This window comes from Motiliproteus sp. MSK22-1, assembly GCF_001968815.1.
Taxonomy (GTDB): Bacteria; Pseudomonadota; Gammaproteobacteria; order Pseudomonadales; family Balneatricaceae; genus Motiliproteus.
Genome location: NZ_MIEQ01000072.1, coordinates 29,442 through 43,163 on the forward strand (window position 1 = coordinate 29,442; position 13,722 = coordinate 43,163).

Consider the following 13,722-nt stretch of genomic DNA (forward strand, 5'->3'; position numbering starts at 1 on the left):
AGAGAGTGCAAAAAAGGCTTAAACAGTTCAAATGAGTTTCAATATGATCATATTGCATCTTTTTAAACATGACCTATATGCTACAATTTATTTATTAAAAGTAGTAAATAGATCTTTATGGGTAAGCCCAAGGGAGCTGTTCGTCGGTTCCCTGAGCAACAGATCATAATGGAGGGCTGGTATGTCTGCACAATTAGAACATCATCCAGATCCAAAGGAGGTGTTAGCTAAAGCACTCTTTAATGCTTCCCGGCAATTGGGATTAAACCAGGCGGAAGTGGGGGCCATTATCGGCCTCCATCGATCAGGGGTTACCCGGCTAAAAAAAGCAATGAGTCTTGATCCGGCTTCTAAACATGGCGAAATAGCGCTTTACCTGATTAGATCAGCCCGGGCTCTTTATGCACTTTCTGGCGGTGATCAGGATTGGATCAGGCATTTTATGCGCAGCCCCAACAGGTTAACCGGAGGAATACCGGCAGAACAGCTTCAGACTGTTGAAGGACTGATTCGGGTGATGCATTATCTGGACGCTGTGCGGGGTAAGCTCTGATGACTGTATGGGCTGACTGCAAGGGGGAAAATCACATCAAACCGCTCTCCGGCTGTCTGTTTCGGTTAGTTGAGAGTCAGGAGCAAGTCGCAACAAGAAGCTACGTTGATACGATGGAAGAGCAGTTTGTGCTGGAAGAGCTGTTGGAACAGTCCAAGCCACCTTACCCCGGAAAATCTCAGTCCCTGCATTACCTTCTCAAGACACCATTTCGCTATCCCCCTTTACCCTGGGGATCACGCTTTGGGCAACAACATGAACCCAGTTTGTTTTACGGGGGATGTTCGGTTGAGGTAACACTTGCTGAATCTGCTTTCTATCGACTGGTCCACATCAACTCCATGGAAGGAGAAGCTCCAAAGACGACTATACGATCTGAACATACATTATTTTCAGTGCGCTATAAGACTAAGCAGGGTATTCAGCTGCAGGCCCCTCCTTTTGATCAGTATCGGGATCAATTGACTCACTTGAGCAATTACTCTGTTTGTCAGCGCCTGGGAAGTGATATGCGAGAGGCGGGTGTTGGGTTGTTTGAGTACTTATCTGCACGATCCATGGAAGAAGGTGTATGTGTTGCGATCTATACCCCGGAGTCTTTTTCACAAAAAAGACCGGCCAACATGGATCACTGGTTTTGTGAATGCAGTGCAGAAGGGGTGGTATTTAAACAAAGTCGGGGAAAACCGGTGTACTTTCCGGCAAGCCAGTTTCTGGAAGAAGGCGTTTTGCCGTTACCGGCTTAAGGTTGCCAATAAAAAAAGGAGCCGAAGAGACTCCTAATGCCACGAGAATCAGCCAATGACTATTATCTGGTAATGACTGCCGGCTGAAACGGAAGTCGATAGCGCAGGTATAGTGCAGGTAAAGCTGTTTAATCAGGTCTGTTCCATCAAGGTGTTCTATAAACGTTATGTCAGCAGCGTTTTTTTTCTTTAAACCTGGACAGATAGTACAGGCCAATTAACCGAGTCAGGTTAATTTGATCCAGTTATCCCTTATTAATATTGATGACCTGAGGGCTGGTGTATTCCAGCAGTCCTTCAAGGCCGAACTCAACACCGAAGCCGGACATCTTGCAGCCACCAAAAGGTGCATGGGGCAGGATTTCTGCGTGATTATTGATCCAGGCAGTACCGCATTCCAGACGAGCGGCGATACGTTGTGCCTGTTCTATATCGCTGGACCAAACCGATCCTCCGAGTCCATTGCTGTTGGCATTGGCTCGGCGGACGGCATCTTCCACATCACTGTAGCGTATCACCGGTAATACCGGGCCGAACTGTTCTTCATCTACCAGGCGGACGCCATCGCTAATCTCAGCAACGATCGTCGGTGGATAGAAATACCCAGAACCTTCCGCCGGGGCTCCACCTGTTAGAATCTGGGCTCCGTTATCACGGGCATCTTCAACTAATTCGTTGACTATATTGAGCTGTTTTGAGTTTTGAACAGGCCCAAAGGTGACACCTTCTTCTGCGCCATTGCCTACATTCTGTTGCTCTGCAATAGCGACCAGTCTTTCGCAGAGCGCATCATATTGTGATTCATGCACATAGAGGCGCTTTAGTGCTGCACAGGTCTGCCCCATGTTGAGAAATGAGGTTTGGAAGATAGGCATTGCGATAGCATCCAGATCAGCATCCGGTAGTACGATACCTGCATCATTGCCACCCAGTTCCAGCGTCAGGCGTTTTAAGGTCGGAGCGGCATTGGCCATGATTGCTTGACCGGTAGGAATAGAGCCGGTGAAAACTATTTTCTGAATATCCGGGTGTGCCGTCATGGCGCTGCCTAACCTGGATTCACCGGTGATGATATTCACTAAACCGGCTGGAGCGACCTCATTGATGATTTCACCCAGTATCAGGGTATTAAGAGGGGTTAGTTCAGAGGGTTTGCAGACCACTGTATTACCTGCACGCAGGGCTGGCATTATGTGCCAGACCGCGATCATTAAGGGCCAGTTCCAAGGGGTGATGGAGCCGACAACACCGAGTGGTTTGCGGTGCATTTCGATTCGTTTGCTGTCGCTATCTTCAATAACTTCCACCGGCACTTCCAGTGCCGCTGTTGCTCTGGTCCAGGCAATAGCTCCTCCGACTTCTGCCTTGGCAAGAAACATGGGTTTACCCTGCTCTTGAACAATAATAGCAGCCAGTTCGTCCGCTCTTTTTTCCAGCTGATCAGCAATCTTGTTGATCATCCGCTGGCGCTCAGCATGGGTACTGAGTTTCCAGCTTTCAAATGCTGTTTGTGCCGCTTCAACAGCCTGGTTCAGTTGCTCTAAGGAGGCCTGTGGGCTTGCGGCCACGGGTTGTTCTGTAGCAGGGTTTAGTACGTTAAACGTTCCTTCGGCGCCGGCAACAGCCTGTCTGCCAATAATAAGATTGTATTCACGATTCATATAAATTTCCTTATCTGCTGCCGAACCCGTTGAATCAAATCGACCCCTTAGCTGAATTCGGCTGAACTAAGCGATGACCTTCGATTACCAGGAGCAGTTATTCACCTCGAAGGGCTGATAGAAGCAAGAGTAGCGAGAAGGTGTAAATAATATGACTGCAAAATGTAGGGATTTGTGCGGAATTGTAACCAGTTGTAACCCCGCTTGATTAATGGTCCTGGAGAGTGTCAGAGTAAAAATACAGGTCGGTCAGATAAGGCCCTTGAGAGGAGATGTGATTGATGACAGCTGTTTTGATCGAATCCATAGCGCCGGACCAGAGGGACAGATAACGCAGTGCCAGTCCGGATACTAAAAAAGGTGCATCGAGCCCCGGTATTGGTTGGTATGCTGGATTCTGGAGTGGACAACTCACTGACGTCCAGAGTTGTTGCTTCCCAGGCTTTTGTTAAAGGCTCTGCCGTACAGCCAGCCCGATGGGATTGTCTGGGGCATGGTTCGGCGCTAACCAATATTATTGCTGAACGAATACCTGAGGCCCGGTTTTTGGTTGCACAGGTTTTTGTTGACCAGCTTGCAACTTCTGCCATTCAGGCAGCAGCGGGATTAGACTGGCTGGTGGATCGAGGTGCCCAGGTAGTCAATATGAGTTTCGGCATAAAGGCTGATCGGGAACCTCTGGCTAACGCCTGCCAGCGGGCGTTAGCAGCAGGAGTGATTCTTGTTGCCGCTGCCCCGGCTGTGGGAGCGGCCGTTTATCCGTCACGTTATCCTGGAGTCATTCGGGTAACAGGCGATGTTCGTTGTGGTCCCGATGAGTTCTCGCAAATGGATTCACATCAGGCTGAATACGGAGCCTGTGTCCGAGTGGCTGATAGTCCGGTAGCAGGGGCCAGCGTTGCAACCGCCTACATCAGTATGCAGGTTGCCCGCTATATTCGGTTAAGGGGCCGCGATCTGACAGGGTTGCGATTGTGGCTTAGGGAGCAAGCAACCTATCGGGGAATACCACAGCATTTCGATCTGATTCCTCCTTCGCGTCGTCTGAACTGGGTTACAGGTGATAGCCAATCAAGCTGAAACGGGTATGAGAGAAAGGTGATCAGGCCACAGAGGTGAGAAAGAGACCATGGGAATACAGAATTATGACTCGATAGACATTCAGGAAAACCGCCCTGCCATTGCTTTGCCACAGGTTGCACTGGCCCTCACGGAGCTGAAACTGTTAGAAAAGCTAGTGGTTCTGGGACCCGAGCCTGGTCTTGATGAATCCCTGAAACTGTTGAATTGGGAATCGGCTCCAATAGAGCCTCTCAGCGCTGAACTCTGTGTTAAACGTGTATATCTGGGAAATGAATTCTGTGAACGCTTGCTGCCCACACCTGTTCAGATGGCTGAAGCCATTGCCTGCACAAAAAACCTTGGTATTGATTTCAGTCTACAGACACCGTTACTGACTGATAGTGGTATCAAGCGATTACGCTTACTGCTGGGTATGCTGCCTGAAGGAACCGAGGTTATTGTCAACGACTGGGGGACGTTAAGGCTGCTAACGACGGACTACAGAGGGTTGAAACCGCTGTTAGGCCGGTTGCTTTATAAAATGATCAAAGATCCACGATTACCCTCGGCCCAGTGGACCCGATTGCATCCCCATAGTGGCCGGTCAAAGCCTTTCCAGCATTTGTTAGATCGATTTGGTGTTGATCAGATTGAAATGGATGTACCACCGTTTACTCAATCGGACCAGTTTGATGTGGGCGATATGGATTTGTCTGTGTATTTGCCTTACGGCTACGTGGTGAAAGGACGAATGTGCCGGATTGGCTCGTTAGGCCAGGAAGATGCAAGTAAGTTTGTTGCGGGCCATGCCTGCAAGAAGGAGTGCCTGGACTACGTGACTCTGCTTGAGAGAGATCATCAACGCTCTTCAGATTCAAACAGTCTGGAGCAAAAAGAGTCACGGCAAAAAACTGCGGAAGCTTTGTTAGGATTTCAGCGTGGTAACACGCAGTTTTATCGCTATTCGCAACCTATGGAGCTGAAGATCCTGGAGGCAATCCAGCAAGGGCGGATTAAACGTTTGGTGTTTGCAGGGGACTGGAATGAAAATTGTCGCACCCATTAGTGAGCTGAAGGAAATAACCCCGTTGGTCAGCTCCGGAGCGGATGAGTTTTATTGCAGCGTTGTTCCGACAAAGTGGATGGAGCGGTTTGGTACTTCTGCGGTAAGCCGCCGAGCTTTCAGCAATCTTTCTCAGGCATCAGATCTTGAGATCGCGATCAAGGCGACGCATGATCTTGGAAAACATCTTTCTCTGGTAATGAATGCGCAGCACTACACTGTTGAACAGCTGGAATGCCTGTTAAGTCTGGCAGAGAATTTTGCCGAGTTAGGGGGGGATGCGGTGATTGTCGCAGATCCGGTGTTACTGGATCTTATTGCCCGAGAAGGGTTTCAGTTTGGTATTCATTTGAGTTCAATTGCAAGTTGCAGGAATGTTCAAACAGCGATGTTTTACCAAGAGCTGGGTGCCACGCGGATTATCTTGCCGAGGGATATGACCCTAAAAGAGATTGCCCGGTTACGAAAGGATATTCCAGAGGTCGAATTTGAGGCTTTTATTCTCAATGATGGTTGTGTTTTTGAAGAGGGGGTTTGCCACAGTATTCACTTACCCCGGCAACTGGGAGGAGCCATCTGTATGGACAGCTATCGTTATGATTACCAGCGTGTCGATGGATCGGCGTTGACGGAGAATGAGGTTAAGTCACTTTCTCATAACGACGAGCGCTATCAACTGTGGCTCTGGTATCGGTTCGGTTGCGGATTTTCTGTCACCGAAGAGGGGTACCCTTATGGCCCCTGCGGAATCTGCGCAATACCGGCACTACAGAGCAGCGGTGTTGAATCGGTAAAAATAGCCGGTCGGGATGCGCCGTTGCAGCGTAAACAAAAGAGCGTACAACTGGTCAGGCGGTCAATTGATAAAATGGAGCAAATAGGCCCGAACAGTGGGTCCGGCCAAATGCTGGAGTTTGCTCAAGGGTTACGCAAGAGCCAGAATCATTGCAGCAGCGGCTATATGTGCTATTACCCAGAGGTGTTAGGGCGCAGCTCCAGGGACATGCAGGAAAGAGGCTCTGGGAGAATCATTGCCAGAGCTCGTTAATGTGCTGGCAGAAACGGATTAAGACTGCCGGGCGATAATATTCCCATCATCAACAGCCTTTGGTTTTATCTCATAGGTAGGACAGCTTCCTCCTGTAGAGCAGGGGCTGGGAGCAGGTAAGCTTGCTTGTCCCATGCGACGGGCGATTGTTCCATCAACTTCCCATGCCATTTCAAATCCGGTTGTTTCTTCAGAAGGGAAGTTCCGGACTATTCCACCGTTTCCGTGGTTTTCCAGTATCTGATAACACTCACCGGCCTGTTCGATGATATCTCCTGGGTTAAAGTTGCATGTTGTGCCCATTGTTCAGTGTCTCCAGCAGCTGTCAGGTGGTTTTTTTGCTTAGCAGATTTGTTTATCCTATCAAGTAACGAATGTGAAATATAGTGCATAAATTGATAGGGTGTCATATTTTCAGTCGGTAATTCAATGGGGACGAGTTTGGGTATCTGGGTTTACAGCTTTTAGTTGTTAAAAGGTGGAATTATAGTGCTTGATTTGTGTTCTTAAGCCGTCGCAGGGATCAGTAGCTTAGAGAAGTGTTTATATGCAGTGACTTATAAAAACTGTCTCTGGCTTATAACAGGTCTTTACAGGGCTTTATCGCAGCTCTGGTTTTGGGCAGCGAGGTCTCGTTATCTGGAGACCGGGTTTGATTTAATTCAGCACGACTGGATTCAATCAGTTTTCCGTTGTCCAGGTGCAGTACTCTGTCGATTAAGCGGTTATCGGGCTTTGTTTCGTGGGAGCATATAACCACTCCTGTTCCTTGGTTGATAAGTCGACGAATGAGAAAGGAGGTCTGTTCCCGGGATTCCGTGTCCATATTGGCGGTGGGTTCGTCCAATAGCAGTAGCTTAGGGTCAAGGACCCAGGCACGGGCAAGCGCTATACGCTGCATTTCACCACCGGAAAGGGTTTTAGCATTTCGGTCAGCCAGATGCTCAAGTCCTGACCAGTTCAGGGCTTTTTGTACAATCTGAGCCTGTTGTTTTTTAGCCATTCTCTGGCATTTTAAGCCGTAAGCCAGATTATCCCTGACGCTGATATCAAACAGAAAAGGGTGTTGATGAAGGTAAATAATACCGTTGCTGAGTGATAGTTTTTTTCGTAAAAAACTAAATTGTAAAAAACGCTGGTGTCTCGCTTGATCTTCCTTATTTCGATCTTCTTTATAATACAGCGAGCCTTCGTTGTAGCGTTCGATACCGGCAAGAATTTTCATCAGGGTACTCTTGCCTGCTCCATTTTTTCCGCTGAGCAAGACGGCCTGGCCAGCGTAAAGGTCCAGCTTGTCGATATCAAGGATCTGCTTTTGGCCGTATCTTTTTGTCAGACCACGCACCTTCAGCAAAGGGAGGTCATCTGCGGTCTTTACAGGTGAGACGGATTGCAGAAACAGATTGGATTTCATCAGTAAATCTCTCCACGACGTTGCATTATACTGACTCCGAAATTCAGCCCTAATGCTAAAAGCAGCAATACCATTCCCAGCGCTATACCCTGAGCAAACTCCCCTTTGCTGGTTTCCAGAGCGATGGCTGTGGGGATGGTGCGGGTATAGTTGAGAATATTTCCGCCAACCATCATTGCACATCCGACCTCTGAAATAATTCGCCCGTAAGCGGCAGTACCTGCAGCAGCGAGACCAAAACGGACTTCGTACATCAATGTCAGCATTGCTCTGACAGGACCTGCACCGAGGGTTCGGGTGGTTTCCCAGGCTCTGCGATCAGCTCCTTCAAATGCAGCCAGACCCATAGCAACCAACAATGGCAGGGCGATTAGTATTTGCCCTAGAATCATCGCGGGTTCAGTAAATAATAGCCTGAGATCTCCAAATGGGCCGCTTCGGGATAGCAGCAGATACAGCAATAAACCGACAATAACGGTAGGCACACCCAGCAGCGTATTAAACAGGGAGATCAGGAACCAGCGACCGGGAAACCTGGCAATACTGAGAATAAAGCTGATCAGAAAAGCCACGGGTGTTGCTAACAAAATTGCCTTGAGAGTTGTACTGAAGGAAACGCGAATTATCGACCACAGCTCGGTATCGCCCGTTACGAGCAATAACAGGGCCTCCAGTGAGGTTTGGGTCAGGTCTCCCATGATCTGTTACTCCCGGGGTTGATCAGCAGATGGATTAATCAGCCGAAGGTACAAACAGCTGCTCGCCAGCTACTTTAAATTCCGCGATTTTTTGCTGTACTTCGGCAGAAGCTAACCAGCGACTGAATGCCATAGCATCCTTATGATTAAGGTCTGCATATTTCTCTGGGTTTACGCGGATAACAGAATAGGGGTTATGTAAGCGTTTATCACCCTCGACCAGCAATTTGAGGTTTAGCTTGTTCTTGTAGGCTAACCAGGTACCCCGGTCTACCAGGGTGTAGGCATCCAGTTCGTTGCTGATTTGTAACACCTTGCCCATTCCCTGACCGGCTTCCCGATACCAGATGCTTTCTCTTGGCCGGGTTATATCCTTCCACAGACTCCGTTCTTTCTTGTGGGTACCGGAGTCATCTCCGCGAGAGACAAATAGAGATTGGCTTGCAGCGATACGAGAGAGTGCTTCTGTCGCATTCTTGAGGTTTTTAACCTGGGCCGGATCGCTTGGGGGGCCAATAATGACAAAGTCGTTGTACATTATTCCGATACGGTCAACACCATGGCCCTGGGCAACAAACTGTATTTCCGCTTTCGGAGCATGAACCAATACTAAATCTACGTCACCACTCTGTCCCATTCGTAATGCTTTTCCCGTACCGACCGCGATTACCTGCACCTGGGTGCCTTGGTGCTGTTCAAAATCAGGGATCAGGTAGTCGAGAAGCCCTGAGTTATAAGTACTGGTGGTGGTGGCTAATCTGAGCGTTGCCGCATGGGCAGAAATCCCGACTAACAGTAATGAACAGAGCAAGGCTGTTAGTGGAATAGCTTTGATTATTTTATAAACCAGATGCTCCAGATGCTTCATTTTGATCTCCTTGTGGGTTAAGCGCAGACATTGATCGATTGTCGTGTATGGCTGTAGACCCTCTGTGCCTTTAGCAATGCGTACAGCAGCCAGCTGAAATCAACCACTATCGCGGCCCCTGATAACCAGGCAGGAACAGGCAAAAACAGGCTGGCTGAAACCAGTACCAGAGCACTGAGGTGGAGTTGAAATTGACGACGGGAAACCTTGGTTGGAATAAGGGTTTTCATATTAGGTAGAGAGGCAAACGCTTGAGGGTTCTTCATACAGTCGCGTTGTAAATGCATATAAATAAGAAAAGGGATGATTTTTTGCAGCATTCCTTCAATGATTGATATTGCAAAACCGTAACCAAATAGAAGGCCTGAGAGAATCTGTAGTTTTCCTTCTAAACCAGAAAAACTGTCTTTGCCAAACAGGAGAGCGCTTAATACCAGACAGGCAATGACCAGAGCGCTTAATCCGAGCTGCCAAAAGTGAATGGTAGGATCAGATATTCGGCGTTTACGCTGACGTATCAGGTTCAAGGTATACAGCGAGTAGGTGATGATCAGAGCAATGGCTGCCAGCATCGCGGCTTTTAGCAATGCTGATCCCGCCGGGGCAATACTGATAATCAGCAGACTGAGAAACAACAGTGAAGTCAGCCCAAGGCTGACACTCCTGCGAAAGTTGGGAGCCACGTGAAACATGGGTATGACCTGAAAGCTGACTCCCATTACCAGTAATACCACCCAGCCACCTAATCCCCAGCCTATATGGTAGTTGGCGAACCCTGCCAGAGCTGTCCAGGTTTCGGGAAAAGCGTAGGATAATGCTCTGGACCCGCCTATGATCAATGCAATGATCAGCGCGCCGATAGCCAGTCGAATACTGTGGATACTGTCTCCTCCCTGACCTACGCGTATCAGCCCCAGAAGCAAAGGGCCTAAAAATGTTACAAAGCCCAATATCAGTAGGATAATCCCAGCGGTTAGAATCACAGTGCTCATTGGGGCCATAAAACCGGCGACCAGACTCAGGGTTCCTGCCGAAAGCAATAGATGAACCCAGGGGGCAATATGACGGGCTCCCGGGACCGGCTGACTACTGATAACAGGCATTAATTGGAATAATGCTCCAAGCATTACCATCGCCATCACACCTAAGGTGAGCAAATGAGTAAAGCCGAGCAGTGCCGGGTGCCAGCGACTGATCCATAAGTCATCGACAATCATAATCAGCACACCAGCAAGTATGCCAAACAACGGAGCGGTAAAAAAAAATCGAAAAGGGACCGATAAGGGAGGAATGTTATCGAATGATAGTCCGGTCATCTTCATCTGCAATATTCTCCCCGCACAGTGTTTCGGTGCTTCATTTGCTGCTATGACACTGGCCGCCTCACAACCTTAACCGATCCCTTTTATCCTGCTTGCTGTTGTGAGTGGACGGCCTGATAAGCAGGTTGATAAGTCTGATAGATCGCGCACCAGCAATTAGATCTTATTCATTGCTTCAATAGTCTCCCCAGCCTGAGGGATTGATTGGTCAGCCATTGGATAAAGCACTTGCTCTTCTTTCATATTATGTTGTTGCATCAATACCATGAGTGTTTCTGACAGACCCAGAAACTCCTCATCCTGCTCGGCTGATAGGGCTGACTCTATCTGGTGGCTGAGGGCAAGCATCTGTTGATGTTCCATGCGCATCATGTTGGTCGGGCCATTGCTGTTACCGGTAGCCTCTTCAAATCTTGGAAATAAAACCAATTCTTCCATCTCCAGGTGGCTTTTCAGTTCATCGCTGAACAAGCGCCATTGCTCTGTTGCTGTTTGCCATTCATTGAGTGAAACCGCCTCTTCAGCAGCGGCGAAAGCGTCATCACAAGCACGATGTTTTTCAGTCATGAAGTCAAGAATGGTAGTCATATGGATTCTCCCAAATACTGCCGATTATGAAATATAATACATAAAAGAATTATAATGCATTCCAAATGGTTTCCATACAACCAAAATTCTCACCGCCCTTGATTGAAGTTAGGTCACAGACAAATACTGCCGAAACAGATCCTGGATCAGCCGCCAGAAATAATCGGGACCAGGGTGACTTCACTGCCGCTGGGTACCGGTGTTGTCTGCTCGCCCGACAACACCATGTCACCATTGATGGCTATATTAATGGTCTCATTTTCCAGTTGTTCCCTGGCTTCTGGCAGTTTGCGCAGCAGGGCCTGCCGAAGTTCTACGACATTGCTTACTGGCTCATCAATAATGAGAGACTGCTCCGGGGCACCGGGTATCGCTTCAGGTAAGTCCACTTTTACAGCGTAGCCGGTTGCCAGGTTTGAAAGACGCCTATGCCAGTCGAGAGCCGGTACGCCTTCAGTATTGAGTCCGGTAATCTTGTAGAAGCGAGTTTTCATGGCTTCAAACTCTTCACGATCGATCTTCTCACCTTTGAACGGGCCTACGGTAATTGGCTCATCGAACCAGCGGCGGGGCAGGGTATCGTCCTTGCCTCTCAAACCCAGGCGGAAATTGAGCATTCGCTCAAGGCCGGTGATGCTGCGACCGCTTTCGTAGAGTGAATCCAGATCGAAATTCAGACCTGTCATTTCGTTCAGATGTTCAGCAAAATCAGTCAGATCCGGTAGTGATGGCGAATTGAATAACTTGGTGTTGAAACGACACATTCCAATAGAGTCACCTACTGCGTAAGTATCTTCACAGCGGCGTACCGCATATTCTTTACCCTGGTAACCGTTCGGTTCTGGAGCAACCACGCCGCCGTAGAGTTCGGTCTTGAATTTTGCATCGTCATTTATGCGTGCGTTTATTTCCAGTGTGACTCGATTACGTAAATGATCCATACCCCGGGTTGCAACAGCCAACCCCAGTGCAAAGGCTTTGAGAATTCTTGAGTCATGGGGATCAGACTGGAACAGTCCTTTAACAGCCATACGGTACTGGAGTGCTTCTACCGGGTATTTTCCGTTTTCAACGGCCTTGGCTGAGTCAGCGATGGTGTCTCCAAACCCTTCTCGCTTAGCTGTCATAAATAACAGTTGCTCAACGACAGGGTAATTTCCCCAGATTAAATCCAGGCCGCCGGTATCTTTTTTATTGATAATACCGCGCTGATAGAGCTCCATTGCCCAGGCAATTGAAGCGCCGGTACTGGAAGCATCCAGCGCCAGATCATTAAGTATATTGTTCAGGCGCAATACTTGCTCTGGGCTCTTGATGCCGATATTAGGGCCAAATTTGCCGACGATAATGTACTCAGGACCTTCCCCTTTATCGTATTTATCGAACACGCCATCATCATTGATGCCGTTGTAGGTTCTCTTTTTGTGATGATCTAGCTGGCTCTGCTCCTTGTCGTAGCTTGCATTGCCGGCAATACCTGTTAACGCACTGGCTCCCCAGCCTCCTTTGCCTCCCGGTAACATGTCATTGTCGGCACGGCAACGCACAGGGCACTGATAGCAGCGGCTCATTCCTGGTCGATAAGGATCAAAATTATCGGCATCTAATGTATCGTGCCAGGTGGTTTCCTGGTTGTTTTTGGTGCCCATGGCACCCAAAACTCGACTGGGCTTATAAAGGAACGGAGTGCCCACGGTCTTCAGAGCGTTTTGAATGACGCTGGTACTGAGTATTTTCTTACCAATTTCCTTATTCTGAAGTTTGTAATCTTTGCTTAAGTCAAAGTTAGGTAGCTTACCTTTGATCATTACGGCTTTGAGGTTTAAGGCCCCCATCTTGGCTCCTGCGCCACCGCGAGCCCAGATGGCCTTAATTCCGCCCATAATGCCACTGCACAAAACCCGATTTTCACCAGCACTGGTAATACGAGCCATGGCCATGTCTTTTTGCTCTGTGCAGTCGAAGTCCTGTTCTATGGTCTCTGTCAGTTCTATGTTATCCATGCCCAGATATGGCGTGGCGTCCAGAAAACTGACCTGGTCCTGGCTGATATTCAATAATGTCCACTGGCTGTTTTTTCCGTAGACAACCAGATGATCATAGCCGTGGCGTTTGAGAAATGTAGGGAAATAGTCTCCCGCATTGCTGTCGAGAATGGCATGGCTTTCCGGTGAGCGGCTGGTGACATTTCCGCGAGTCCCCGCAGGCATGTTGCTGGTTAGTATTCCGGTACCAAAAATTAGCGGTACTTCTGGATCCAGTGCGTCCTTGTCTTCCTGCAACAGGTTATAGAGTAAGAACATGTTGCCGCCGCGTCCCGCGAGAAAAGTGGAAACGACCTTGGTTGAAAGATAGGCTTTTTGATGGCTCTGCCGTTCAAGATCGACAAAGAGCACGGCTCCCTGAGTCGGGTACTGAGGGGTGTCGTGCATTCGGCTCAACAGTCGTTCAACTCGTTGTCTGATGTCCATAGCTGCCTCTTTAAAATTCTCTTAGCCTTTTTGGTCTCAAAACCCTGTGTTATTCAAGCTGCGTACTTGTTATTCACGTTGTTTACTTTCGACTAAAACGTTAAATTGACTATATCAATAAATTGTTTGATATCAAACAATTTAAAATCAATCTAAATGTTCGGTTATTGCTCTTTTTGTGGGGCTTATCGTGGGCTAAGCCACTGATTAATGGACTTAAGCGGTAGC

General features: G+C 48.4%; 13 protein-coding genes. 5 read left to right on the forward strand and 8 right to left on the reverse strand.

Translation table 11 applies throughout. The features are described 5' to 3' along the window. Window positions 1-181 precede the first annotated feature (181 nt). A complete protein-coding gene (locus tag BGP75_RS20040) occupies window positions 182-553 on the forward strand; it encodes an MbcA/ParS/Xre antitoxin family protein (protein ID WP_076720666.1) in 372 nt (123 codons plus the stop codon). Next, the gene (locus BGP75_RS20045) at window positions 553-1,299 is read left to right on the forward strand and encodes an RES family NAD+ phosphorylase (RefSeq protein ID WP_076720667.1); all 747 of its coding nucleotides are present in this window, start codon (window positions 553-555) and stop codon (window positions 1,297-1,299) included. The genes BGP75_RS20040 and BGP75_RS20045 overlap by 1 nt, the downstream gene beginning before the upstream one ends. Window positions 1,300-1,544: 245 nt before the next feature. On the opposite strand, the gene BGP75_RS20050 is transcribed toward BGP75_RS20045, so the two are convergent. Next, complete coding sequence (locus BGP75_RS20050) at window positions 1,545-2,960, reverse strand: aldehyde dehydrogenase family protein (protein ID WP_076720668.1); 1,416 nt, start codon at window positions 2,958-2,960, stop codon at window positions 1,545-1,547. Between the two features lie 336 nt (window positions 2,961-3,296). Between BGP75_RS20050 and BGP75_RS20055 the strand changes: the two genes are divergently transcribed. Genes BGP75_RS20055 through BGP75_RS20065 form a run of 3 tightly spaced genes read left to right on the forward strand, consistent with a single transcriptional unit; the run spans window position 3,297 to window position 6,133 of the window. Then, entirely contained in the window at window positions 3,297-4,040 is a 744-nt protein-coding gene (locus BGP75_RS20055) for a S8 family serine peptidase (RefSeq protein ID WP_143821128.1), read from the forward strand. Between the two features lie 49 nt (window positions 4,041-4,089). Next, window positions 4,090-5,088 carry a hypothetical protein gene (locus tag BGP75_RS20060; protein ID WP_076720670.1) on the forward strand — a complete coding sequence of 333 codons (999 nt, stop codon included), beginning with the start codon at window positions 4,090-4,092 and terminating at the stop codon, window positions 5,086-5,088. Further along, window positions 5,066-6,133, forward strand: a complete 1,068-nt coding sequence (locus BGP75_RS20065) for a U32 family peptidase (protein ID WP_076720671.1) — start codon at window positions 5,066-5,068, stop codon at window positions 6,131-6,133. Before BGP75_RS20060 ends, BGP75_RS20065 begins: the two co-directional genes overlap by 23 nt. A gap of 18 nt (window positions 6,134-6,151) precedes the next feature. On the opposite strand, the gene BGP75_RS20070 is transcribed toward BGP75_RS20065, so the two are convergent. The 7 genes from BGP75_RS20070 to BGP75_RS20100 form a co-directional block, all read right to left on the reverse strand. Further along, complete coding sequence (locus BGP75_RS20070) at window positions 6,152-6,436, reverse strand: hypothetical protein (RefSeq protein WP_076720672.1); 285 nt, start codon at window positions 6,434-6,436, stop codon at window positions 6,152-6,154. A 274-nt stretch (window positions 6,437-6,710) separates the two neighbouring features. Further along, entirely contained in the window at window positions 6,711-7,547 is an 837-nt protein-coding gene (locus BGP75_RS20075) for an energy-coupling factor ABC transporter ATP-binding protein (RefSeq protein ID WP_076720673.1), read from the reverse strand. Further along, window positions 7,547-8,245, reverse strand: coding sequence for an ABC transporter permease (locus BGP75_RS20080; RefSeq protein WP_076720674.1), 699 nt, complete (start codon window positions 8,243-8,245; stop codon window positions 7,547-7,549). Before BGP75_RS20080 ends, BGP75_RS20075 begins: the two co-directional genes overlap by 1 nt. Window positions 8,246-8,279: 34 nt before the next feature. Next, the gene (locus BGP75_RS20085) at window positions 8,280-9,113 is read right to left on the reverse strand and encodes a substrate-binding domain-containing protein (protein WP_198939496.1); all 834 of its coding nucleotides are present in this window, start codon (window positions 9,111-9,113) and stop codon (window positions 8,280-8,282) included. Window positions 9,114-9,130: 17 nt separating this feature from the next. After that, complete coding sequence (locus BGP75_RS20090) at window positions 9,131-10,435, reverse strand: hypothetical protein (RefSeq protein ID WP_076720675.1); 1,305 nt, start codon at window positions 10,433-10,435, stop codon at window positions 9,131-9,133. A gap of 156 nt (window positions 10,436-10,591) precedes the next feature. Then, a complete protein-coding gene (locus tag BGP75_RS20095) occupies window positions 10,592-11,023 on the reverse strand; it encodes a hemerythrin domain-containing protein (RefSeq protein WP_076720676.1) in 432 nt (143 codons plus the stop codon). 146 nt (window positions 11,024-11,169) lie between these two features. Beyond that, window positions 11,170-13,494, reverse strand: coding sequence for an aldehyde ferredoxin oxidoreductase C-terminal domain-containing protein (locus BGP75_RS20100; protein WP_076720677.1), 2,325 nt, complete (start codon window positions 13,492-13,494; stop codon window positions 11,170-11,172). Window positions 13,495-13,722 lie beyond the last annotated feature (228 nt).